This is a genomic window from Variovorax sp. OV084, assembly GCF_900111625.1.
In the GTDB taxonomy this organism is placed as follows: Bacteria; Pseudomonadota; Gammaproteobacteria; order Burkholderiales; family Burkholderiaceae_C; genus Variovorax.
Genome location: NZ_FOII01000009.1, coordinates 1 through 23,566 on the forward strand (window position 1 = coordinate 1; position 23,566 = coordinate 23,566).

General features: G+C 67.1%; 21 protein-coding genes. 2 read left to right on the forward strand and 19 right to left on the reverse strand.

The window, feature by feature from the left end; all coding sequences use genetic code 11:
• Positions 1-1,273 precede the first annotated feature (1,273 nt).
• The 12 genes from BMW87_RS21340 to BMW87_RS21395 all read right to left on the reverse strand — a co-directional run bounded on the left by BMW87_RS21340 (position 1,274) and on the right by BMW87_RS21395 (position 15,920).
• Positions 1,274-2,245 carry an NAD(P)H-dependent flavin oxidoreductase gene (locus tag BMW87_RS21340; protein ID WP_093078506.1) on the reverse strand — a complete coding sequence of 324 codons (972 nt, stop codon included), beginning with the start codon at positions 2,243-2,245 and terminating at the stop codon, positions 1,274-1,276.
• 13 nt (positions 2,246-2,258) lie between these two features.
• A complete protein-coding gene (locus tag BMW87_RS21345) occupies positions 2,259-3,191 on the reverse strand; it encodes an electron transfer flavoprotein subunit alpha/FixB family protein (protein WP_093078508.1) in 933 nt (310 codons plus the stop codon).
• A gap of 2 nt (positions 3,192-3,193) precedes the next feature.
• Positions 3,194-3,943 carry an electron transfer flavoprotein subunit beta/FixA family protein gene (locus BMW87_RS21350; protein WP_093078509.1) on the reverse strand — a complete coding sequence of 250 codons (750 nt, stop codon included), beginning with the start codon at positions 3,941-3,943 and terminating at the stop codon, positions 3,194-3,196.
• A gap of 30 nt (positions 3,944-3,973) precedes the next feature.
• Complete coding sequence (locus BMW87_RS21355) at positions 3,974-4,972, reverse strand: Bug family tripartite tricarboxylate transporter substrate binding protein (protein WP_093078511.1); 999 nt, start codon at positions 4,970-4,972, stop codon at positions 3,974-3,976.
• A 35-nt stretch (positions 4,973-5,007) separates the two neighbouring features.
• Entirely contained in the window at positions 5,008-6,990 is a 1,983-nt protein-coding gene (locus BMW87_RS21360; RefSeq protein ID WP_093078512.1) for an acyl-CoA synthetase, read from the reverse strand.
• Between the two features lie 43 nt (positions 6,991-7,033).
• Positions 7,034-8,038 (reverse strand): Bug family tripartite tricarboxylate transporter substrate binding protein, encoded by a 1,005-nt coding sequence (locus BMW87_RS21365; RefSeq protein ID WP_093078513.1) that lies wholly within the window; start codon positions 8,036-8,038, stop codon positions 7,034-7,036.
• A 40-nt stretch (positions 8,039-8,078) separates the two neighbouring features.
• On the reverse strand, positions 8,079-9,287 hold the full coding sequence (locus BMW87_RS21370; RefSeq protein ID WP_093078515.1) for a CaiB/BaiF CoA transferase family protein: 1,209 nt from the start codon (positions 9,285-9,287) through the stop codon (positions 8,079-8,081).
• A gap of 70 nt (positions 9,288-9,357) precedes the next feature.
• The gene (locus BMW87_RS21375; RefSeq protein WP_093078516.1) at positions 9,358-10,173 is read right to left on the reverse strand and encodes an oxepin-CoA hydrolase, alternative type; all 816 of its coding nucleotides are present in this window, start codon (positions 10,171-10,173) and stop codon (positions 9,358-9,360) included.
• Positions 10,170-11,324 (reverse strand): acyl-CoA dehydrogenase family protein, encoded by a 1,155-nt coding sequence (locus BMW87_RS21380; protein WP_093078518.1) that lies wholly within the window; start codon positions 11,322-11,324, stop codon positions 10,170-10,172. Before BMW87_RS21380 ends, BMW87_RS21375 begins: the two co-directional genes overlap by 4 nt.
• An 11-nt stretch (positions 11,325-11,335) precedes the next feature.
• Positions 11,336-12,544, reverse strand: a complete 1,209-nt coding sequence (locus BMW87_RS21385) for an acyl-CoA dehydrogenase family protein (protein WP_093078519.1) — start codon at positions 12,542-12,544, stop codon at positions 11,336-11,338.
• 10 nt (positions 12,545-12,554) lie between these two features.
• Positions 12,555-13,745 carry an acetyl-CoA C-acyltransferase gene (locus BMW87_RS21390; RefSeq protein ID WP_093078521.1) on the reverse strand — a complete coding sequence of 397 codons (1,191 nt, stop codon included), beginning with the start codon at positions 13,743-13,745 and terminating at the stop codon, positions 12,555-12,557.
• 39 nt (positions 13,746-13,784) lie between these two features.
• Positions 13,785-15,920 carry a 3-hydroxyacyl-CoA dehydrogenase NAD-binding domain-containing protein gene (locus BMW87_RS21395; RefSeq protein WP_093078523.1) on the reverse strand — a complete coding sequence of 712 codons (2,136 nt, stop codon included), beginning with the start codon at positions 15,918-15,920 and terminating at the stop codon, positions 13,785-13,787.
• Between the two features lie 141 nt (positions 15,921-16,061).
• On the opposite strand from BMW87_RS21395, the gene BMW87_RS21400 reads away from it, so the two are divergent.
• Positions 16,062-16,976, forward strand: a complete 915-nt coding sequence (locus BMW87_RS21400) for a LysR family transcriptional regulator (RefSeq protein WP_093056366.1) — start codon at positions 16,062-16,064, stop codon at positions 16,974-16,976.
• On the opposite strand, the gene BMW87_RS21405 is transcribed toward BMW87_RS21400, so the two are convergent.
• From BMW87_RS21405 to BMW87_RS21420, 4 genes are all read right to left on the reverse strand, one after another.
• Entirely contained in the window at positions 16,952-17,263 is a 312-nt protein-coding gene (locus BMW87_RS21405) for a hypothetical protein (protein ID WP_093078524.1), read from the reverse strand. The two genes, BMW87_RS21400 and BMW87_RS21405, sit on opposite strands and share 25 nt — an antisense overlap.
• Before the next feature lie 62 nt (positions 17,264-17,325).
• A complete protein-coding gene (locus BMW87_RS21410) occupies positions 17,326-18,825 on the reverse strand; it encodes a sensor domain-containing diguanylate cyclase (RefSeq protein ID WP_176928814.1) in 1,500 nt (499 codons plus the stop codon).
• An 89-nt stretch (positions 18,826-18,914) separates the two neighbouring features.
• Entirely contained in the window at positions 18,915-19,505 is a 591-nt protein-coding gene (locus BMW87_RS21415; RefSeq protein ID WP_093056363.1) for a YbhB/YbcL family Raf kinase inhibitor-like protein, read from the reverse strand.
• A 31-nt stretch (positions 19,506-19,536) separates the two neighbouring features.
• Positions 19,537-19,875, reverse strand: a complete 339-nt coding sequence (locus BMW87_RS21420) for a Rieske (2Fe-2S) protein (RefSeq protein WP_093078526.1) — start codon at positions 19,873-19,875, stop codon at positions 19,537-19,539.
• Between the two features lie 54 nt (positions 19,876-19,929).
• On the opposite strand from BMW87_RS21420, the gene BMW87_RS21425 reads away from it, so the two are divergent.
• A complete protein-coding gene (locus tag BMW87_RS21425) occupies positions 19,930-20,460 on the forward strand; it encodes an ureidoglycolate lyase (RefSeq protein WP_093078527.1) in 531 nt (176 codons plus the stop codon).
• Between the two features lie 19 nt (positions 20,461-20,479).
• Here the strand turns inward: BMW87_RS21425 and BMW87_RS21430 are convergent, their stop codons facing one another.
• From BMW87_RS21430 to BMW87_RS21440, 3 genes are all read right to left on the reverse strand, one after another.
• Entirely contained in the window at positions 20,480-21,229 is a 750-nt protein-coding gene (locus BMW87_RS21430; RefSeq protein WP_218149761.1) for a DUF7003 family protein, read from the reverse strand.
• A gap of 69 nt (positions 21,230-21,298) precedes the next feature.
• Entirely contained in the window at positions 21,299-22,477 is a 1,179-nt protein-coding gene (locus BMW87_RS21435) for an amidase (RefSeq protein ID WP_093078529.1), read from the reverse strand.
• A 29-nt stretch (positions 22,478-22,506) separates the two neighbouring features.
• Positions 22,507-23,517 carry an ABC transporter ATP-binding protein gene (locus tag BMW87_RS21440; protein ID WP_256216858.1) on the reverse strand — a complete coding sequence of 337 codons (1,011 nt, stop codon included), beginning with the start codon at positions 23,515-23,517 and terminating at the stop codon, positions 22,507-22,509.
• Positions 23,518-23,566: the final 49 nt, after the last annotated feature.

Here is a 23,566-nt window from a genome sequence, read left to right on the forward strand (position 1 = left end):
GGTGAAGTAGGTCATTCAAGCTCTCCTTCGTAGTGGATTTACGAGTCTAGGAAGAGAACTCCGCAGGTCAATCAACCCGCCCGATCACCGATGCTTCTGGCCGACTGTAGCCGGACGCGTTGTCGTCGCGAAGGGCCCTGAGCGGAAGTAGCAGCGACTCAAAAGCAGACGCGCCGCGGGGCTTTTAGATCGGCTCTATCACTTGAGTTGCTATGTAGGGACTATGGTCTCACCTTGGCATTCCGGGCACTCCTCGAATGCCGCACTCCAACGCTCACCCACTTCTCGCTCCATGCAAATGGAGCCTCGGCCGCCGCAGTTGGGGCAGAGCTGAAAGCCAAACTGCGGCGTCTGGTTGCCGCTGCGAACAGCTGCGATGAAGAGCCGACGGCGAATGGCCTCTTTCGTATCAGGCAGGCTCAATGAGTGCTCCTAGCGTGAACAACGTAATAGTCCTGTTGTGGCCGCATTGTGCCGATCGCGCGAGCGCCGCGGGAAGTACTTCGTCCTCGGGTGGCACCCCAAAGCCCTCGTTCGTTAGGCGGGCCGCGAACCCGCAGCCCGCAGACCAGCCACTAACTGCCGGTCTCAAGCGCCCCGCGCCGCGCCTTCTCGCTCATCTGAAACAGCTCCCCCGCCTTGCGAGCCAGTTCAGCCGCAAGCCAAAGCAGGTTGTCCAATCGTCGAGGCCCATCCCCGCTGCACCAGTCGATGTCTTCCCCGTGGCAGACCCACAGTAGAGCTTCGAGTTGAGAGAGGGTGTTTTCGAGAAGATCCGCCGGGTCTTGGGCGTTGTCTTCGGAAGCTACCGGCGTGTGAGGCCGGGCTATAGTCTTAGTAGCCATTTTTGTGCGGTTCCTTTAGGGGGTGTGCACGAACTTGGTTAGACGGCTGGGGTGCTAGTAACACCTTGGCCGTCGCCTTTTGATACCTCGCATTTGCATCGCTGCTTTCGCACCGACAACCTGCCGCGAGGCAAGCAGCCTTCAAACATCTCAGTGGTGGCTTGGTGTGTTGCGCCTTTCTTCTTCCCTTGGTGGGGTATCGAGTGACAGGGGCATCCACTCTAGAGAAGAACTGGGCAAAGCAGCCGCTCAATGCAGCATGAAGTCCCAGCGACCGCCAACAAATGCAGCTTCCGCAGCGGCACTGACCGCTCACGCTGGCGGGGTGCCTTGCGCAGCGAAATAAAGGAGGAGGCCGAAGGCCGGGGGACATTCGCGGAGCAAGGTACCCCGTCGGCGTGAGCGCCCCCCGATGCAATCCAAAAGCTTCAGTCCATCCAGGCCCGCGCCCGCTCCAGATGCTCCCGGCACTCACGCACCATGCGCTCGAGCAGCTCGGCACAAGTCGGAATGTCGTCGATCAGCCCGATGCACTGCCCGGCCGAGACCACGCCGTTGTGCACCTCGCCAGACTCCAGCGCCGCACGGCCCCGCGCACCAGCCACCAGCGGGCGCACGTCCTCGAACTCGCAGCCGCCCGGGCGGTTCTCCGTGGCCACCACCTCTTCGGAGATGGCGTTGCGGAACACGCGCGCCGTGTTGTGCAGGGTGCGGAACATCAGCTTCGTGTCGCGCTCGGTTGCAGCGACCAGCGCTTGCTTGATGTTGTCGTGGATCGGCGCTTCCTTCGTCACGCAGAAGCGCGTGCCCATGTTCACGCCCTCGGCGCCTAGCGCCAGCGCAGCCGCCATGCCGCGCCCGTCGGCAATGCCACCCGACGCGATGATCGGAATGCGCAGCTTGCGCGCCGCCACGGGCAGCAGCACAAGGCCGGGCACGTCGTCCTCGCCAGGATGGCCCGCGCATTCGAAGCCGTCGACCGATACGGCATCGACGCCATTGCGCTCTGCCGACAGCGCATGGCGCACGGAGGTGCACTTGTGCACGATCTTCACGTGATGGCGCTTCAACGCCTCGATGAAGTCCTTCGGGCTGTTGCCCGCGGTCTCCACGATCTTGATGCCGCTGTCGATGATGGCCTGCACGTACTCGGCATACGGCGGCGGCTTTACCGCCGGCAGGATCGTGAGGTTCACGCCGAAGGGCTTTTCGGTCAACGTGCGGGTGCGCGCGATTTCGTTGCGCAGGTCGTCGGGCGTGGGCTGCGTCAGCGCGGTAACGATGCCGAGGCCCCCGGCGTTCGACACGGCCGCGGCCAGCTCGGCGCGGCCCACCCATTGCATGCCGCCCTGGATGATTGGGTAGCGGATGCCGAGCAGTTCGGTGATGCGGGTCTTCATCGTCGAAGACCCCTTACAGCGCCTTCACCAGTTCCGGCACAGCCGTGAACAGGTCGGCCACGAGGCCGTAGTCGGCCACCGAGAAGATCGGGGCTTCTTCGTCCTTGTTGATCGCCACGATCACCTTGGAGTCCTTCATGCCGGCCAAGTGCTGGATGGCGCCCGAGATGCCTGCTGCGATGTACAGCTGCGGCGCGACGATCTTGCCGGTCTGGCCCACTTGCCAGTCGTTGGGGGCGTAGCCTGCGTCGACGGCTGCGCGGCTGGCGCCAAGGCCTGCGTTGAGCTTGTCGGCCAGAGGGGCCATCACTTCGGTGAACTTCTCGGCGCTGCCCAGAGCACGGCCACCCGAAACGATGATCTTGGCTGCGGTCAGCTCGGGGCGTTCGCTCTTCGTGACTTCTCGGCCCACGAAGCTCGATTTGCCGCTGTCTGCGACGCCTTCGGCCGTTTCGACGGTTGCACTGCCACCCGTGGCTGCTGCGGCATCGAAGCCGGTCGTACGCACGGTGATCACCTTGGTTGCATCACTGCTCTGCACCGTGGCAATGGCGTTGCCGGCATAGATCGGACGCTCGAAGGTGTCGGGGCTGTCGACCTTGGTGATGTCAGAGATCTGGGCCACATCGAGCTTGGCAGCCACGCGAGGCGCGACGTTCTTGCCGTTGGCAGTCGAGGGGAACAGGATGTGGCTGTAGTTGGCAGCAATCGCCAGCACCTGGGCTGCGACGTTCTCTGCCAGGTTTTCCGCAAGGCTGGGGCTGTCGGCCACGATGACTTTGGCAACGCCCGCGATCTGTGCGGCGGCCTTGCCGGCTTCGGCGGCATTGGCGCCGGCCACCAGCACGTGGACATCGCCACCGCAAGCCAGCGCAGCGGTCACGGTGTTCAGGGTCGCGGGCTTGACGGTCGCGTGGTCGTGTTCGGCAATAACAAGTGCGGTCATGTTCAGATCACCTTCGCTTCGTTCTTCAGTTTGTCCACCAGCGTTGCAACGTCAGGCACCTTGATGCCGGCACCGCGCTTCGGAGGTTCCGAGACCTTCAGGGTCTTCAGGCGCGGCTTGACGTCCACGCCCAGGTCTTCAGGCTTGAAGACGTCGAGCGTCTTCTTCTTGGCCTTCATGATGTTGGGCAAGGTGACGTAGCGCGGCTCGTTCAGGCGCAGGTCGGTGGTGATGACGGCCGGCAGCGTGAGCGTCAGCGTTTCCATGCCGCCGTCGACTTCGCGTGCCACGGTGACCTTGTCGGCCGCCAGGTCAACCTTGGAGGCGAAGGTGGCTTGAGGCAGGTCAGCCAGGGCAGCCAGCATCTGGCCGGTCTGGTTGGCATCGTCGTCGATGGCTTGCTTGCCCAGGATGATGAGCGACGGCTGCTCCTTGTCGACCAGCGCCTTGAGCAGCTTGGCCACGGCCAGGGGCTGCAGTTCTTCGGTGGTTTCCACGAGGATGCCGCGATCGGCGCCGATGGCCATGGCGGTGCGCAGGGTTTCCTGGCACTTGGCATCACCGCAGGAGACTGCGATCACTTCAGTGACCACGCCCTTTTCCTTCAGGCGCACGGCTTCTTCAACGGCGATCTCGTCGAAGGGGTTCATGCTCATCTTGACGTTGGCAATGTCCACTCCGGTGCCGTCGCTCTTGACGCGCACTTTCACGTTGTAGTCGACGACCCGTTTCACGGGCACAAGAACTTTCATGGCTGTTCCTTTGAATGACGAAGAAATGGATTACTCGAGCTTGGCGCCCGACTGTTTGATGAGGCGCTCCCACACCGGGCGCTCCGCCTTCCAGGCGGTAGCGAAGAGTTCGGGCGAGCTGTCCTTGATCTCGAAGCCCATGGCTGCCACGCGTTCGCGCACGTCGGGCTGCTGCGTGGCCTTGCGCACTTCTTCGGCGATGCGGTTCACGATGGGTTTCGGTGTCTTTGCAGGAGCTGCGATGGCGAGCCAGCCCGTCACGCGGTAGGCCTCGTCCTTCAGGCCCTGCTCTGCCAGCGTAGGCACGTTGGGCAGCGTGCTCATGCGGCGCTCGCCGCTCACGCCGATGGCGCGGATCTTCCCGGAGTCGATGTGCGGCTTGGCCACCAGCGCGCTGGCATAAGCCATCTGGATCTGGCCGCCGATCAGGTCCTGCATCATCGGCGCCTCGCCCTTGTAGGCGACGTGGTTCATGTCGGACTGCGTCGCCAGGCTCATGTGCGCGCCAGCCAGGTGCGGGTATGCGCCCACGCCGTACGAGCCGTAGGCCACTTTGCCCTTGTTGGCGGTGACGTACTTCAGCAGCTCGGGGCCGGTCTTCACGGGAACGCTCGGGTGCACCACCAGCACCAGCGGCGCCATCGCGATCTGGTAGACCAGCGTGAGGTCGCGCTGTGTGTCGTAGGGCAGCTTCTCGTACAAGAACTCGTTGGTCATCAGCGAATTGCTCAGCCCCAGCACGATGGTGTAGCCATCGGGCGCAGCCTTGGCGACCGCGTCGGTGCCGATGATGCCGGCCGCGCCGGGCTTGTTGTCGATGATGACGGGCTGGCCCAGGCCGGCCGACATCTTCTGGCCGATCACGCGCGCAAGCACGTCGGTGGCGCCGCCGGCGGCGAAGGGCACGACCATGCGGATCGGCTTGTTGGGGTAGGCGGTCTGGGCATTTGCCGCAGGCAGCGCGCACAGCGTGGCGACGGAAGCGGCGGCGCACAGCAGGGCGCGGCGGTTCGGAAGGCGGATGGTCATGGCTTGTCTCTGTCTCTCTGTCTTGGTTTCAAAAATCACTGCGCCCCGATGCGCGTCTTGAAGGGCAGCGGCTCCAGCGCCTTCTGCAGCCGCTCCTGAAGCGATGCGGCCAGTGCGCCCGCTGCCGCGTTGTCGATCAGCACGCGCACGAGGCTCTCGCCTTCGGTCTTGACGACGGGGCGCGCGGCCTCGGGCAGGCCGAGCGAAACGCACACCTCGACGACTGTCGCGCTCACCACCTGGCGTGCGGCCATCGCGCGCAGCTCGGGCTTGTAGATCTTTCCGACGTTGGTCATCGGCATGGTCTCGATCACCGACACCCACTTGGGCTTTGCGGGCGCTTCGTCCACGCGCTCGGCGGTGAAGGCCAGCAGCTCTTCTTCCGTTGCCGAGGCGCCGGGCACCAGCGTCGCGAAGATCACCGGCAGTTCGCCCGCATAGGCATCGGGCGCGCCGACCGCGGCGCACAGCTGCACGGCCGGATGCGCGCCCAGCGCGTCCTCGATGGTCTTGGGGTCGATGTTGTGGCCGCTGCGGATGATCAGGTCCTTCGAGCGGCCCGTGAGGTTGAGCCGCTCTTCGCTGTCGATCCAGCCCAGGTCGCCGGTCGCGAGCCAGCCGTCGGCCGTGAAGGCCTTGGCGTTGTCGGCCGGGTCCACGAAGCCGGAGAACACGTTGGGCGACTTGAACAGCACCATGCCCTGTTCGCCGGGCGCCACCTCGCGGTCGCTGGCGTTGCCGTTCTCGTCGAGCGCCACCACGCGCATCTGCATGTAGGGCAGGCGAAAGCCCACGCAGCCGGCGGGCCCGTCGACGCCCGGCGGTGTGATGGTCGAGATGCCGGCCATCTCCGTCATGCCCAGGCTCTCGTGCACGTGCAGGCCGAACAGGCGCTCGAAGCGCGCGGCCAGCTCGGGCGCGAGCACGGCGGCGCCGGTGCGGCAGTAGGTGATCGATGAAATGTCCGCGCCGGCTAGCGGCACGTTGGCCAGCGCCGCGAGCACGGTAGGCACGGCCGACAGCGAGGTCGGGCGGTACTTCGCCACCAGCTTCCAGTAGTTGGCCAGCACCTCCTTGTTGCGCAGCAGCGAGGGCGTCGGAATGATCACTTCCACACCGGCCGACAGCGACGACAGCGAGGCCGGCAGCACGCCCGCCACGTGGAACAGCGGATAGCCGTTGATGGAGATGCCGTTCTCGTTCATGCCCGCGACCTGCACGCTGGCCCAGGCCGTGAACACCTGCGCGCCGTGGCTGTGGCGCGCAAGCTTCGGAGCACCCGTGGTGCCGCCGGTGTGGAAGTAGGCGGCGATGTCGGAAGGCGCGATGTCGCGGCCGCTCACGAGGCGGTCGTCGGGTTGCGCGGCGCGCAGCACGTCGAACTCGGCAACGCCCGGCAGCGCGGTCGCGCTGTCCGATCCTGCTTCAGGCAGCGTGCCGGCAGTGCCGGGTGCCTCGTCGTGCGGCGCCACGCGCAGCACCGTGGTCAGCGTCGGCACCTGGCCGCGCAGGCGCATCGCCTTCGACCACATGCCCGATTCGCTGTCCGAGCCGTAGGCGATCAGCACCTTGGCGCGGCCCGCGGTCATCAGTGCGACCAGCTTCTCGTCGGTGAGCAGCGGGTTCAGCGGCTGCACGATGCCGGCCGCCTCGCCGCCCCACAGCGCGAGGTGGTACTCCAGGCAACCGGGCAGCAGCACCGCCACCGCGTCGTCAGGCCCCACACCCAGCGTGTGCAGCATGTTCGCGGTCTGGTGGATGCGCGCGAGCAGTTCGGCGTACGACCAGCGAATGGGTTCGTCGGCCGGGTTGCCGGTGCGCAGGAAGGTCAGCGCCGTCTTGTCGCCGAAGGCGTGGCCCGCGTTGCGGAAGATCTCGTAGGTGCTGCGCACCGTGAGCGCCTGCTCCAGCGGCGTCTCTTCGAGCTTGCGGATGTCGGCGAGGCTGCGAACGGGAAGGGCGGGGCGGAAGGGCGCGCCGACGGGGGTGCTGTAGTTGTTGTCGTGCTTGTCTGTCATGTCTTGTCTCCTTGGTGTTGTCGCCCTGCCGGCCCGGCCAGTTTTACTGGTTCGTGATGTGGTTGTCGCGAATGACCTTGCCCCAGCGCTCGAAGTCCTCGCGCATGCGCACGCCCGTCTGCTCGGGCGTGCGGTAGGCCGAGAAGGTGCCGACGCTCTGGAGCTTGTCCTGCACTTCCTTGTCGGCCAGCGCGGTCTTGAGTTCGGCGCTCATGCGGTCGATCACGTCCTTGGGCGTGCCGGCCGGCGCCAGCAGGCCGCCCCACGAGGTTGCGTCGAAGCCGGGGAATCCTTGCTCAGCCACCGTCTTCACATCGGGCAGCAGGCTCACGCGCTGGCCCGAGCCGACCGCGATGGCGCGCAGCTTGCCGGCCTTGATGTGCGGCAGCACGCCCACGAGGTCGGAGAACATCGCGGGCACCTGGCCACCGATCAGGTCGGTGACGGCCGGCGCGCTGCCGCGGTAGGGCACGTGCTGCATGTCGAACTTGCCGATGGTCTTCAGCTGCTCGGTCGTCAGGTGGCCGAAGCTACCGGCGCCCGCGCTCGTGTAGTTGAGCTTGCCGCCTTCGGCCTTGGCCTTGGCGATCAGGCCCTGCACGCCGGTCACGTCGGGCAGCGACTTGGGGTTGACCACCAGCACGATCGGCAGGTCGTACACCGAGCCCACGGGCGTGAAGTTCTTGAAGATGTCGTAGCCGGTGGGGCCGTACAGGTGCGAGGCCAGCAGCGTGGGCGTGGCCAGCATCACGAAGGTGTAGCCATCGGGCGCGGCGCGGGCCGCGGCAGCAGCCCCCACGGTGCCCGATGCGCCGCTGCGGTTGTCGATCACGATGCTCTGCTTGAGCGCGACCGACATCTTCTGCGCCACGATGCGCGAGGCCACGTCGGTCGGGCCGCCGGGCGGGAAGGGCACGATCAGCGTGATCGGCTTGGCGGGCCAGGCCTGCGCGAAGGCGGTGCCGGCCACCAGGGGCAAGGCGAGTGCGAGAAGGGCGCGGCGAACGGGACTGCGAAGGGAACTGCGAAGGGAAGAAAAGGATGCCATTGGGTCTTGTCTACTTTGGAAATGCGGGCGTCTGTCTTCTTCAGACGACGCCACTTGTTTTGAGCGCGGCCAGCTTTTCATCCGACAGGCCGAGCAGGGACTGCAGCACGTCGTGCGTGCCTTCGCCCAGTGTGGGCGGCGCGCTGCGCACTGGCAGGCGCTCGCCGTCGAAACGGTAGGGCGGCGCCAGCACGTTGACCGTGCCGGCCACCGGGTGCGGCTGCGTGGTGACCAGGCCGGCATCGGTCGCCCGCTTCGATTGCAGCGCTTCGAGCAGGCCCAGCACTTCGCCGCACGGAATGCCCGAGGCGGTGAGCTTCGCGAGCAGGTCGGCGCGCTGGCGCTTCGCCAGCTCGGCGTGCAGCTCGGGCAGCAGCACCGCGCGGTTGGCCGAACGCAGGATGTTGGTCTTGAAGCGCTCGTCGGCAGCGAGGTCGGGCCGTTCGATCACGTCGGTGCAGAAGCGTGCGAACTGCGCGTTGTTGCCCACCGTGATGACCAGCGGGCCGTCGGCCGCATCGAACACGCCGTAGGGCACGATCGACGGGTGCGAGTTGCCGTAGCGCGGCGGGTCTTCGCCCATCAGCAGCGCTTCGAGGCCGTAGTAGGCGGTGATCATCAGGCCGCAGTCGAACAGCGCCATCTCGACATGCCGGCCCTTGCCGGTCTTCTCGCGCTGGTACAGCGCCGCCAGGATGGCCTGCGCCGAGTACATGCCGGTGAACAGGTCGACGGCAGCCACGCCGAACTTCAGCGGCGGCTGGTTGGCTTCGCCGTTCAGCGCCATCAGGCCGGCTTCGCCTTGCACCACGAGGTCATAACCCGGCCGTGCGGCTTCGGGGCCGGTGCGGTCGTAGCCCGAGATCGAGCAGTAGATGAGGCCCGGCTGCTCCTTGCTCAGCTGTTCGTAGCCCAGGCCCAGCTTGTCGATGCCGCCGAACTTGAAGTTCTGGATCACCACGTCGCATTGCTTCGCGAGGTCGCGCGCGAGCTGCTGGCCTTCGGGCGTCTGCAGGTCGAGCGTGACCGAGCGCTTGTTGCGGTTCACGCTGTTGAAGTAGGCGGTCTCGGTCTTGCCGACACGCAGGCCCCAGTCGCGCGTGTCGTCGCCGCGGCCGGGGTGCTCCACCTTGATGACTTCGGCACCCATGTCGGCCAGCACCATGCCGCACCAGGGGCCCGCGAGGATGCGGGACAGATCGAGGACGCGCACGCCGGCAAGCGGCAGCGAGGAATTCAGCGAAGACATGGCAGCTCCAGAAAGACGAAAAACCTCCGCACCTGCGTGCAAGAGGTTGGAAGGGTGAGCACGGCGCGTGTCAGGACGCGTCCTGCTTCTGTCGGCGCAGCGCGACGAAGTCGGCCTTGCGCTTGCCGAGGAACGCGCCGATGCCTTCGGCCGCTTCAGCATCCGCCTGCGACTCGACCATGAACACGGCCTCGGCGTCGAGCTGCTCTTCCAGCGTGGCGCGGTGTGCCTGGCGGCACAGCGTCTTGATGCGGGCGCTCGCGCGTTGCGGGCCGCTTGCCACCTTGGCTGCGAGCGCGATGGCTTCGGCCAGCGCCGCGCCCTTGTCGGTCAGGCGGTTGACCGCGCCCAGCGCGTGCAGGCGCTCGGCCGGCATGCGGTCGCCGGTGAGGCACATCTCGGTCAGCACCTGGCGCGAGACGAACTCCGAGAGGAAGGCCGTGGCGCCGCCGTCCGGCGTGAGGCCGACCTTGACGTAGGCGACGGTGAAGAAGGCGTCGCGCGCCGACACCAGCATGTCGCAGGCCAGCGCCATAGACAGTCCAGCACCGGCTGCGCCGCCTTCGACCGCCGCGATCACGGGCTTGCCGGAATCGCGGATCGCGCGGATCAGGTCGTGCAGGCCTTCGAGCTTCTCGCGGCGCTCCGAGGCGGGCAGCTCGCGGCGCTTGGCCAGCAGGTTGAGGTCGCCGCCTGAGCAGAAGAAGTCGCCCGCGCCGGTGAAGACGATGGCGCCGACCTCGGGGTCGTTCTGTGCGTCGGCAAGCGCGACCGACAGCTCGGCGTACAGCGTCGGCGTGATCGCGTTGCGTGCGCCGGGGTTGCTGTTGGTCAGGATGCGTACGGCGCCTTCCTGCGAGATCAGCACGGTCTTGTTTTCGCTCATGCCGCCAGCTCCTTGCCGGACTCTTTGCCAAGGGCAATGTAGCGCTGCAGATGATGGTCTTCGTCGCCCAGCTGGTGGTCGATCATCACGAGGCGCTTGGCGTAGTGGGGCATCGGCAGCTCCCACGTCATGCCGATGCCGCCGTGCATCTGGATGCTTTCTTCCGCCACCAGCGCGCCGATGCGGCCGATGCTGAACTTGGCGGCCGACAGCGCACGCTCGCGCGTCAGGCGGTCGCCGGTGTCGATGGCTGCCGCGGCGTTGATGACGGCCGAGCGGGCCTGTTCGATCTCCAGCAGCAGGTCGGCCATGCGGTGCTGCAGGGCCTGGAAGCTGCCGATCAGCGTGCCGAACTGCTTGCGCGTGCGCAGGTACTCCAGCGTCGCGGTCTTGGCCGCCTCCATCGCGCCCAGCGCTTCGGCGCACAGTGCGAGCACGCCGCGGCCGATGGCGCGTTCCAGCGTAGCGTGGCCCTGGCCTTCGGTGCCCAGCAGTGCATCGGCGCCCAGCTTCACGCCGTCGAACGAGAGTTCGGCGACACGGCCACCGTCGATGGCGGGGCAGCCGCGCACCGTGAGGCCTGCCGTCTTCGCGGGCACGAGGAACAGCGAGATGCCGGCTTCGTCGTCCACCTTGCCCGAGGTTCGGGCGGAGACGAGGAACAGGTCGGCCTGCTCGCCCTGCGGCACGACAGCCTTGGCGCCGTGGAGCACCCAGCCATCGCCACTGCGCTCGGCCTTGGTGGCCACGCGCGTGCGCTCGTAGTGCGTGTCGGCCTCGTCGTGCGCAAAGGCTGCCACGGTCACGCCGTTGATGATGTCGCCGAGCTTTTCCTTCTGCGCGTCGGTGCCGGTGGCGCTGATCGCCTCGCCGACCATCACCGCGCCCAGCAGCGGCTCTACCACCAGGCCGCGGCCCAGTGCCTCGAAGACCACCGCGATGTCGAAACCGCCGCCGCCGAAGCCGCCATCGGCCTCGCTGAACAGCGCGCCAATCACGCCCAGTTCGGCGAACTGCTGGAAGATTTCCTTGCTGAACCCGTGCTCCGATTTCGCGATGCGGTCGCGCGCGTCGAACGCGTACTGCTCGGTGATGAAGCGGTTCAGGCTGTCGGCGAGCATGCGCCGGTCTTCGGTGTGTTCGAAGTTCATTGCATGTCTCCTTACAGGCCCAGGATCATCTTGCTGATGATGTTCTTCTGGATTTCGTTCGAGCCGCCGAAGATCGACAGCTTGCGGTTGTTGAAGTAGCGCGAGGCGGCAGCCGATGCATAAGCTGGTCCGAAGGTCTCGCCCGTGAAGCCGTCCTTCAGCGCTTCTGCGATGAAGGGGCGGCCGTACACGCCCATCGCGCGGCGGGCCAGCGAAGAGATTTCCTGGCGGATCTCGGTGCCGCGGATCTTCAGCATCGAGCTTTCCGCGCCGGGCACACCGCCGCCGGCCACCGCCGCGATCACGCGCAGGTTGGTGGTCTTCATGTTCTCCAGGTCGATCTCGACGCGCGCCATGCGCGCTGCAAAGGCCGGGTCTTCGGCCAGGGGCTTGCCGTTTTTCGTCTGCGTGGCGGCAATGCCCTTGAGCTGTTCGAGCGCGGCCACCGAGAAGCCCACGCCCGCGATGTTGGTGCGCTCGTAGGTCAGCAGGTACTTGGCGCAGGTCCAGCCCTTGTTCTCTTCGCCCACGAGGTTCTCGGCGGGCACGCGCACGTCGGAGAAGAACACCTCGTTGACTTCATGCTCGCCGTCGAGCGTGATGATCGGGCGCACTTCCACGCCGGGCGAGTTCATGTCGATCAGCAGGAAGCTGATGCCTTCCTGCTTCTTCGCCTCGCGATTCGTGCGCACCAGGCAGAAGATCATGTTGGCGTGCTGGCCCAGCGTGGTCCAGGTCTTCTGGCCGTTCACGATGTAGTGGTCGCCTTGCGCGTCGATGCCGCGCACGGCCGAGGTCTTCACGGCTGCCAGGTCGGAGCCTGCGCCGGGTTCCGAATAGCCCTGGCACCACCAGTCGGCACCGTTCAGGATGCGCGGCAGCCAGTAGCTTTTCTGCGCCTCGTTGCCGTACTTGATGAGCACCGGGCCGAGCATGTTCACGCCGAAGGGCACGATGCGCGGCGCGAAGGCCAGAGCGCATTCGTTCTCGAAGATGAACTTCTCTACTGCCGTCCAGCCCGGGCCGCCGTACTGCTCGGGCCAGTGGTTGGCCAGCCAGTCGCGCTCGTTGAGGATGGCGTGCCACTCCTGCATGTCGGCCTTCTCAAGGATCTTGCCGCCGCGCACTTTCTCCGACAGCCGCACGGGCAGCTTGTCGGCCAGGAAGGCGCGCACATCGCTGCGGAAGGCTTCTTCTTCGGGGGTGAAGTTCAGGTCCATCGCAGGCTCCTCAATAGATTTCGAACAGGCCGGCCGCGCCCATGCCGCCGGCGATGCACATCGTGACCACGGCGTACTTTGCGCCGCGGCGCTTGCCTTCGATGAGCACGTGGCCCGTGAGGCGCGCACCGGTCATGCCGAAGGGGTGGCCGATGGAGATTGCGCCGCCGTTCACGTTCAGAAGCTCTGACGGAATGCCCAGCTTGTCCTGGCAGTAGATCGACTGCGAGGCGAAGGCTTCGTTGAGCTCCCACAGGCCGATGTCCTGCACCTTGAGGCCGTGGCGCGCGAGCAGCTTGGGCACTGCGAACACCGGACCGATGCCCATTTCGTCGGGCTCGCAACCGGCAACTGCGAGGCCGCGGAAGGCGCCCAGCGGCTTGATGTTGGCGCGCTCGGCGTCCTTGGCTTCCATCAGCACGCAGGCCGATGCGCCGTCCGACAGCTGCGAGGCGTTGCCTGCGGTGACGAACTTGTCCTCGCCCATCACGGGCTTCAGCTTGGCGAGCGCCTCGTAGGTGGTGCCGCGGCGGTTGCAGTTGTCTTCGGTGGCGGTGACTTCGCGGTAGGTGACCTCCTTCGTCTCCTTGTCGGTCACGGCCATCGTGGTGGTGCAGGCGACGATCTCGTCCTTGTAGCGGCCGGCGATCTGCGCTTCTTCGGTGCGGCGCTGGCTCTCGGCGGAGAAGCGGTCCTGCGCCTCGCGGGTAATGCCGTAGCGCTTTGCCACGATGTCGGCGGTTTCGATCATCGCCATGTACAGCTCGGGCTTGTGCTCGACGATCCACGGGTCCATGCCGCTGTCGCCACTGTCGGTGGCGCTGCGCGAGCGGATCTGCGAGATGCTTTCGACGCCGCCCGCGATCATGGCCGGCGCGCCGTCCACCACGATGCGGCCCGCGGCCATTGCAATCGCCTGCAGGCCCGAGGCGCAGAAGCGGTTGACCGTGGTGCCGGCGATGCTGATCGGCAGGCCCGCGCGGATGATGGCCTGGCGCGCGATGTTGCGGCCGGTGGTGCCTTCGGGGTAGCCGCAGCCGAGGATCGCGTCCTCGATCAGCGCCGCATCGAGGCCGGAGCGCTCGACCGCAGCCTTCACCGCGAAGGCCGCCAGCGTGGGGCCGGGGGTGATGTTGAATTCGCCGCGGTGCGCCTTGGTGAGCGGGGTGCGGGCGGTGGAAACGATGACGGCTTCACGCATGGGAATGTCTCCTGGACGGCTGACTGGAATGGACTCTGATTACTCGGATTGATTGAGGCTGGCGAAATCGGCGCCTTGCGCGACCAGCTCGACCAGCAGCGGCGAGGGCTTCCAGAAGATCGGGTCTTCCTTGGCGAACTCGCGGATGTCGGCCAGCACCTTGGGCAGTCCCACGGTGTCGGCGTATTTCATCGGGCCGCCGCGGTGGCGCGGAAAGCCGTAGCCGTAGAGGAAGGTCACGTCCACGTCGAGCGGGCGCAGGGCGATGCGCTGGAGCACGACGTTGGCGCCTTCGTTGACCATCGCGGCCATGTAGCGGCGCATGATTTCTTCCTCGGTGAAGGCGCGCGGCTTGATGCCCGCGCGTTCGCGCTCGGCATCGATGATGGCCAGCACCTCGGGGTCGGGCACGCCGGTGCGCGCGCCTTCGGGGTACAGGTAGTAGCCGCGCTGCGTCTTCTGGCCGAACCAGCCGCGCTCGCAGATGCGGTCGGCCACCTGCACGTAGCGCGCTTGCGGGTCGCGCGTGGCGGCCTTGCGCTTGCGCGTGGCCCAGCCGATGTCGCCGCCGGCCAGGTCGGACACCTGGAACGGGCCCATCGGGTAGCCGAAGTTGCGCACCGCTTCGTCGATCTGATAGGGCGAGGCGCCGTCTTCCATCATGTGGTCGGCGGCCTGGCGGTACACCGCGAGGATGCGGTTGCCGATGAAGCCGTCGCACACGCCGGCGCGCACCGGCACCTTCTTGAGCTTCTTCGCAAGCTCGAAGCCGGTGGCGACCACGTCGGCGCTCACCTTGGCGGGCACCACGATCTCCAGCAGCTTCATGATGTTGGCGGGCGAGAAGAAGTGCAGGCCCACCACGTCCTGCGGGCGCGAGATGCTGTCAGCGATCTGGTCGATGTCGAGGTACGAGGTATTGGTGGCGATCACCGCGCCGCGCTTGCACACGCGGTCGAGCTCGGCGAACACGGCCTTCTTGACGCCCATTTCCTCGAACACGGCCTCGACCACGATGTCGACCTGCGCGAGCGCGTCATAAGACGTGGAGCCCGAGAAGCGCGCCATGACGGCGGCCTTGGCCTCGGGCGTCATGCGGCCCTTCTTGATGAGGCCGTCGTACACCTTCTCCACGTTGGCTCGGCCGCGCGCGAGCTGGGCGTCGTCGCGCTCGATCATGGTCACTGGCATGCCCGCGTCGAGCATCGCCACCGCGATGCCCGCGCCCATGGTGCCGCCGCCGATGATGCCGGCCGACTCCAGCGCGCGCGGCTTCGCGCTCTTGGTCTCGGGCGCCTTCAGCACTTCGCGCTCGGCGAAGAAGGCGTGGATCAGGCCGGCGCGCTGCGGGCTGTCGATGCACTGCAGGAACAGCTTGCGTTCCAGCGCCATGCCTTCGTCGAAGGGCAGCGTGAGCGCGGCCTCGACGGCTTCGATGATCTTCATCGGCGAGAACAGGCCGCGGCTCTTCTTCGCGGTGTCGGCGCGCGCGGCTTCTAGGGCGGCGCGGCTGGCTTCCTTGTCGGCCAGCGCGCCGGCTTCGCGCGTGCGGCGCACCGGGGCCTTGGCGGCGATCAACTCCTGCGCATAGGCAAGGCCTTCAGCCAGCGCGTCGGCATCGGTGCCGAGGCGGTCGACGAGGCCGAGCGACAGCGCTTCCTTCGCGCCCGCATGGCGGCCGCTGAGCATCAGCTCGAGCGCGGGCTTCACGCCGATGAGGCGCGGCGCACGCTGCGTGCCGCCCGAGCCGGGCAAGAGGCCCAGTGCCACTTCGGGCAGGCCGAGCTTGGCGGTGGGCGAGGCGAGGCGGTAGTGCGCCGACAGCGCCACTTCGAGTCCGCCACCCAGTGCGGCGCCGTGGATGGCGGCGACTACCGGCTTTGTGCAGTTCTCGATCTTCAGGCAGACCTCGGGCAGCGACGGCGGCTGCGGCGTCTTGCCGAACTCGCGGATGTCCGCACCGGCGATGAAGTTGCGGCCCGCGCCGACGATCAGCACCGCCGCGGCAGCACTGTCGGCCTCGGCCGCGTCGATGGCGCCCACGAGGCCGCGGCGCACATCCACGCCCAGGGCGTTGACGGGCGGGTTGTCGATGGTGACCACGAACACGTCGCCTCGACGCTGGAAGGTGACGGGACCGTTGGACGTGGAGGGGCTGGGAGTTGTGGTGGCCATGTGCTTGCTTGTCTCTTTGCGTTGCGAACCGTGTGGTTCGAGGCTCTGGGGGTGAACCCAGCATTCTTTGCCCGCTGCGCCGCTTTGACAATTGCATAGGCGGTTGACAGACTGTCAAAGAATTTTTGACACAATCGGCCCATGGACCTCCAGTCGCTCACTTTGTTGGTGGAAATTCTTGACGCCGGCAACCTGAGCGCGGCGGCCCGCCGGCTCAAGATGAGCCGCGCCAACGTCAGCTATCACCTGAACCAGCTGGAGCGCTCGGTGGGCGCGCAGCTGGTGCGGCGCACCACCCGGCGCGCCGAGCCGACCGAAATCGGCCTGCGGCTTTACCAGCACGGCGTGGCCATCCAGGGCGAGCTGCTGGCGGCCCGCGAATCGGTAACGACGCTGGGGCAGGGCCTGCAGGGCCGCGTGCGCCTGAGCGTGCCCAGCGGCTACGGCCAGCTGGTGATGGCCGACTGGCTGATCGACTTCAAGCGCCAGTACCCCGGCATCGTGCTCGACGTGGTGTTCGAGAACCGCATCGAAGACCTGCTGCGCGACGAAGTCGACATCGCGATCCGCGTGATTCCCGAGCCGCCGCAGAACCTGGTGGCGCGCGAGATGGGGCCGGTGCGTTATGTGGCCTGCGCTTCAACCGACTACGCGGCGAAGAACCCGCTGCCGGTGCAGCTGGACGCACTGCAGGGCGCGCCGGTGGTCACCGCCGCCGTCATCGGGCGACAGCTGCGCGTGTCGGCCTACCAAGGCGAGACGAGGCGCGAAGTGATCCTGGAGCCGACGCTGATCTCGGAAAACTTCCTGTTCCTGCGCCAGGCCATCCTCGCGGGGCTGGGCATCGGGCTCGTGCCCGACTACGTGGTGCAGGAAGACGTGCGCAAAGGCGACGTCGTGACCACGCTCGACGACTGGCGCCTGAGCATCTTCGGCACGCAGATGTTCATGCTCTACATGCCGAACCGCCAGCACACGCGGGCGATCCGGACGTTCATCGATTTCATTCTGGAGCGGGTTCGGGTGCCTGGCTATGAAGGCCCGGACGTGAAGTAGATCAATAGAGCCACTACGCCGATCAACAGCCAGGTAAGAAAGCCGACTACGCTGCCCCAGTCCATGCTGAGCACGATGCGCCCGCTGGGCGCTCTGAGCCAGCGCGAGGTCATCGCGTCGACGCCTTCCTCGGGCTGCTCGACGACAACGAGTCCCAGTGTGGCGACCGGAACGACGATGAATCCGGTGACGTAGCCGGCCAGGTGCAGTACGGCCTCCGCGACGGGCTGCAGCACCAGTTCGATCACGGGTCGGATCAGGGCTTCGGCAAGGCCTTCAATGGGCATCGGTTCTTTTCAGCAATCGCAACTTTCACACACTGTCGGTCTGGCCATCCTGGTGTTGATGGCTACAGCTGTCGCCGCTCTGCCGCTGTACTCTCGTAATGCCGTGACTTGTCGACATACATCGCCCGGTCCGCCCGCTGCAGCGCAACCTCCAGCGACTCGTCTCCATGGCAGGTTGCGAGCCCGATGGCCAGGCTCAAGGCGTGGCCGCTTTGCCCCGCGTGGAACTGGTTGTTCATTTCGAGCAGCGTGAGGATGCGCTCGCGCATTGCCTCGGCGCCGCGCTCGTCGGTCATCGGCAGCAGCACCGCGAATTCGTCGCCGCCGATGCGCGCGGGCCAGGCCGGCGGGTCGACGGCCTTGTCGAGCACCTCGCCCATGCGGCGCAGCAGCGAGTCGCCGGCGGCGTGGCCTTCATGGTCGTTGATCTGCTTCAGGCCATTGAGGTCGATGGCCACGATCGACACCGGCCAGGGGCCCTTGCGCGACAGGCGGTTCAGCTCCTCGGTGTAGTAGGTGCGGTTGCACAGCTGCGTGAGCACGTCGTGCTTGCCGAGGTACTCCAGATAGGCCTCGGCCTTCTTGCGCGCGGTGATGTCGACCAGCGACACCAGCACCAGGTCCCAGGTGCCCTGCCGGTCTTCCTGCACCGCGAACTGCATGTGGATGTTCAGCACCTCGCCCGACAGCGAATAGTTGAGCACCTCGCGATGCTGCACGGTCTTGCCGTTCCACAGGTCTTGCAATTGCTCGGCGAACGATTCGCGCATCTCGTCGCGGAAGATGCGCGAGATGCTGCCCAGCAGCGTGGGCAGGTCGGGCGCGCCGAACATGCGCAGCGTTTCGTGGTTCACGTCGATGACGCGAATCTCCTGCATGCAGCGCGCGACGAAGTCGGGGTGCACCTTGATGAAGGTGGCGAAGTCGGTGATGCCGCGTGCGCGGATGCTCTCGAGCAGCGAGCGCACCGCGCTGAAGTCTTCCACCCACAGCGACACGGGCGAGCGGTCGAACAGGCTGCGCGCGTACATGGCGCTCTCGTCGCGCAGGCGCTGCGCGGCCACGCGCTCGGTAACGTCGTCGAGCGACACCAGCACGCGGCTCCAGCTGTCTTCGTACCCCGGCAGCACACGGGCACGCACGCGCACGTCGAGCCGCCGGCCGTCGAGCGCGTAGTTGACGGTCTCGCTCTCGAAGGTGAGCTGGCCGTGCCACAGCTGGTCGAGCTCGTGCACCACGGTGGCCGACATGTCGCCGCGGAACACGCGGTCCAGCGCGCCCAGCAGGGTTTCCTGGCTGTCGGCGGCAAAGAGTTTCAGCGTGTGCTGGTTGACCCGCAGCACCTTCAGCAGCGCCATGCAGTCGCTCACGCGCTGCGGGTCTGCATGCAGGTGCGCCACCAGGTTGGTCACGCCCTCGGCGCGCCAGCCGTCGAGCTTGCGCTTGAGGTCGCCGTAGTCTTCGATCCAGAGCGAGACGGGCGCCAGGTCGAACATGGCGTCGAGGTCGCCGATGGACGGTGGGGCCGAAGAGGGGGAAGACGCGGCAGCGGGCTGGGCCATCGATGAAGCTTTCGAAGAAGCGGCTGCAGCCATGGCTGACGAATGCCGGCGAACTGAAGCCTTAATTATTACTCGCGCACCCGCTGCATTCAGCGGCTGTAGAGGCCCACCACGCTCTGCCCGCCCAGTGCATGGCCCTTGAGCGCGGCCAGCAGGGCGTCGCGCGCAAGGCCTGCCGGCAGGCTGCCCGGTGCGAAGTCGGTGGCAACCACGGTCATCACGTAGTGATGCGGCCGGTCGCCCACCGGCGGGCACATGCCGCGATAGGCAGGCGCACCGGCCACGTTCGGGCCCATGGTGAAGTTGAAGTTCGAGCCCGCCTGGCCTTCGCCCGCCTTGAGCTCGCCACGCTCGGCCGCGATGTTGTAGGCCACCCAGTGCGACACACCGAGGCCGGCCGCGCCGTCGGGGTCGAACACCAGCACGGCGACCGACTTGGTCTTGGCCGGCAGGTTGCTCCACGCCACGGGCAGCGACACGTTCTTGCCGCCGCAGTCGCCCGCGCCGGCGTAGTCGGCCGGAATGACGCCGTTGTCGCCGAAGGCGCTCGACGTGACCTTCATGCCCGTGAAGGCCTTGCCGCTGCCGGGCGACATGCCGGTGCAGCCCGCCATGAGGCCGGCGAAGGCGAGGGCCGTGACCGACAGGGTGAGGGGGTGAAGCCTGTTGTTGCTGCGCATATCTTTTTCTCCTGGAGGGTTGTCTTCGTCTTCATTCGGCCTGGCCGAGCCACACGCTGCCGTCCGCTTTTTCATGCACCGCCAGCGGCGTGAGCCGTGCGCCGCGGCAGGGGCCGCCGACGCATTTGCCGGTGTCGGGCTCGAAGATGGCGCCGTGCCGCGCGCACATCAGGAAGCGGCCTGAACTTTCCAGCACCTGGCCTTCGAAATCAAGCGGCCCGCCTGCATGGGGGCACTGGTTGAGATAGCCGTGCACGCCGCCTTGCCAGCGTACGGCAAAGGCCTGGGCGCCGCCCGGTGCCGTGAACATGGCGGCGAGGCCGCCGTCGGCAAGCGCCGGGGCGATCAACTGGGGCTCTGTCGTGCTCATGGCGAACAGTATCCCTCGCGTGGCGGAAGGCATGCTTTCTGCTGCAATTGCGGCATGAACGATTTTTCTCCCGCCAGCGCAGCGTTGCTCGTCGCGCAGCCGCTGACTTCCCATGCCTTTGCCCCGTATGGCACCGTGATCGAGGCACCCACCGGCGAGGGCCGGCCCATCAACGGAGGCAATGCACAGCGCTTCGACCTGCTCGGCGACCTGCGGCTAGACGCCGAAGGCGGACGGCCGATGCTCGCGCTGTTCCGCGCGCAGGCGCGGCGCTTTCCGCACGAGGTGTCGGAGATGGAGCGCCACGCGCTCGGCAGCCAGACCTTCGTGCCGCTGGGCGACAGGCGCTTCGTGATCGTGGTCGCCCGCGCGGGCGAGGCGCCCACCTCGGCACAGCAACTCGCGGCTTTCGTCACCGACGGGCGCCAGGGCGTGGTGCTCGCGCCCGGCACCTGGCATCACGCGCTGCTGGCGGTAGATGCGGGCGACTTCGTGGTGATCGAGCGCGCGGGAGGCGGCGTCGATTGCGACGTCTGCTTTCTTCGGCAGAGCGGCAGCGTGCAACTGGCGAGCCTGCCTGGTTAGGCGACGACGCAGAAGTTGGCTAGAGGGTGCCACCTTCTGGCCAGTTGATCCAATGGGTGTTCGGATTGAGCGTGGGCTCGTAGTGCGCGGTGTCGCCGGTCACCAGCGCCCTGACCAGCCGCTGGAAAGTTGCCGAGTTGCTGGGCCGGTGCTGTGCATCGACGACATCGGGGTGATGCCATTCTTCGAGCTGCAGGATCTGAGCCATCTCCGGCAGCACGTTGGCGCGGCGCTCCGCTGCGGTGGCCAGCACGTCGTCGCGGTGGGTGGCTGCGAGGATGCGGCAGAGTTCGAAGGTGTGGAGCCGACCCTCGTCCAGCGGGACGATTCGGTGGGCGCGGCAATCCGCCAGAGATGGCGTTGGAATCGTCTGGCCTCGCAGGGTCAATTCGTGCCTGTCACCGGCGGCAACCCATTCGAGGTTCTCGGCATCCTGCCATCCGCCTTCCTCGATGGGGTAGACGAAGCGTGATTCGTTGTGCGGGTTGTGCGCAAGATAGTTGTCGTAGGCCTCTCGGTTGACGTAGTTCGTCCCCGGGGCGCGGTCGTGCAGCCGGCTGGCGAAGGTGTGCACGTGTGTGTCGGGAATACCTGACCTTGGCGAGAAGCCAAACACTTCGATGACCATGGCCCAATCGTGCGGCGACCGGTACAGCGACATGCGCGTGGCCGCGAGATAGACATAGCCGTTGTCCAGCATCGGGAACACATAGTTCTCGCAACACTGGTCGAGGACGGAAAGGATGTCGGCTTCTTGCCAGCTCAGCATGGATGCTCCCGAGCCCGAGGTGGGCTTTCGGGGCGACTTTAACGGTGGCCGAAAGATGCCGCCCCGGCCTCAGCCCACGATGCGCTGCGCCAGCGCAACCAGCGATCGGTCCGACCCCGCCGGTCCGAGCAGCGAAATGCCCAGCGGCGCACCGTCGCGCGAAGCCAGCGGCATCGAGAGCTGCGGAAAGCCCGCCAGGCCCGCGATGCACAGCATGCGGATCGCACGGTTGCGGTAGTCCTCCAGCGCGGCTTCGCTGTCGCTGCGCAGCGGTGCGATGTCGGGCATGGTCGGCATCAGCAGCACGCCGTCGGTGCCGAGCAGCGCGGCCAGGTGCTCACGGAATGCGGTGCGGAAGGTGCGGCCCGCTGCAACCTGCGCATCGGTCACTTCGCGCGACCACGCAAAGCGTTCGGCCACGCCCGGGCCGAGCGGCGGCGCGTAGCGTTCGATGAGTGGGCCATCGGTGAGCCAGGCCTCGCGCGACTGCAGGTAGCGGAAGTTCCAGTACATCGTGTCGAAGGATTCCAGCGCCACCGTGGTGCCCTTGGCGGCACCGAGCAGGCCCTGCACGCGGTCGGCAGCGCCCTTCAGCGCTTCGATTGCGGCGGGCACGGCCAGCGCCCAGACGTCGTCGGGCCGCAGCAGCCGCACGCGTTCGGGCAGGGGCGTGGCGTCGGCGCCCAGCAGCACATCGGCCACGCGCGCGAAGGTGCCGATGTCGCGCGCGAACCAGCCGCAGGTGTCGAAGCTGGGTGCGAGGTCGAGCGCGCCTTCGAGGCTCACGCGGCCGTGGGTGGGGCGCAGGCCGTACAGGCCGCAGTGGTTGGCCGGCGCGCGCACCGAACCGCCGGTGTCTGTGCCCAGCGCGAAGTCGCACAGGTTCGACGACACGGCCGAAGCCGAGCCTGATGACGAACCGCCAGTGATGCGCAGCGGCGCTCCACCGTTGATCGGCGCGCCGAAATGCGCGTTGTTGCCGTTCATCGAGAACGCCAGTTCGTCGGTCACGGTCTTGCCGGCAAAGCGGGCGCCGGCATCGAGCAGCTTCTGCACGGTCGGCGCGGTGCGGGTCTTGATGCCCGACATCGCCAGCACGATGGGATTGCCGCCGCCCGTGGGGTAGCCGGCCACGTCGAACAGGTCTTTCGCCGCAAAGCTCAGGTCGGCCAGCGGACCGGTCGCAGCGCGCGGCACCGGCGCATCGGGGTACGGAACGAAGGCGTGGGCGGGGTCTTGCAGAGGCATGGCGGTGAACGGTTTGTGGAGGTTGTCAGTCAGGCGACGAGCACCGGCGCAATGGCCGCCGCGGCATCGGTGTGGATGCAGCGCACGCGGTGGTTCGGCGCGAGCTCGACCACCGGTGGTTGCGCGGTGCGGCAGGCATCGCTTGCGAGCGCGCAGCGTTCGGCAAAGGCGCAGCCGGGCGGCAGCGCGGACAGGTCGGGCGGCGCGCCGCCGATGGTTTCGAGCCGCGTGCCGCGCGCCAGCGCACCGTGCGCGCGGCTCTTGAGCAACGCGATCGTGTACGGATGGCGCGGCGAGCGGATCAGCTCGCGCGCAGTGCCTTCCTCGACGATGCGGCCGGCATACATCACCGCGATGCGGTCGGCCACCTCGACGGCGGCGCCGATGTCGTGCGTGACGAAGATCACCGACAGCCCCAGGTCGCGCTGCAGCTCGCGCAGCAGCAGCAGGATCTGAATTTGCACCGTGGCGTCGAGCGCAGTGGTGGGCTCGTCGGCCAGCAGCAGCTGGGGCTTGCAGGCGAGTGCCAGTGCAATCATGGCGCGCTGGCGCATGCCGCCCGACATCTCGTGCGGGTAGGCCTGCAGGCGCCGTTCGGGGCTTGGAATGCGCACGCGCTCGAACAGCGCCAGCGCACGTTGTTGCGCCTCGGCCTGCGAGACGGATTCGTGCCGGCGGATCGACTCGACGATCTGCGCGCCTACCGAATACACCGGGTCGAGCGCCAGCAGCGGCTCCTGGAAGATCATCGACGCGACCTTGCCGCGGAAGTCGGCCAGCTCGCGCTGCGACATCGCGAGCACGTCGCGGCCGGCCACCTGCACCGTGCCGCCCATGCGGGTGCGGCGCTCGGGGTGCAGGCGCAGCAGGGTGCGCATGGTCACGCTCTTGCCCGAGCCGGATTCGCCGATCAGCGCGACGACCTCGCCGCGCTGCACTTCGAGGCTCACGCCGCTGACGGCGTGCACCGGCTTGCGTCCGCCGCTGAAGGTAACGCTGAGGTCGCGCAGGCGGACCATCGGTTCGTTGTTGTCGCTCATTGGGGTACCTTCGTGCTTCGCACTGCGGTGCGAGCTTGCTTGGGGCGGC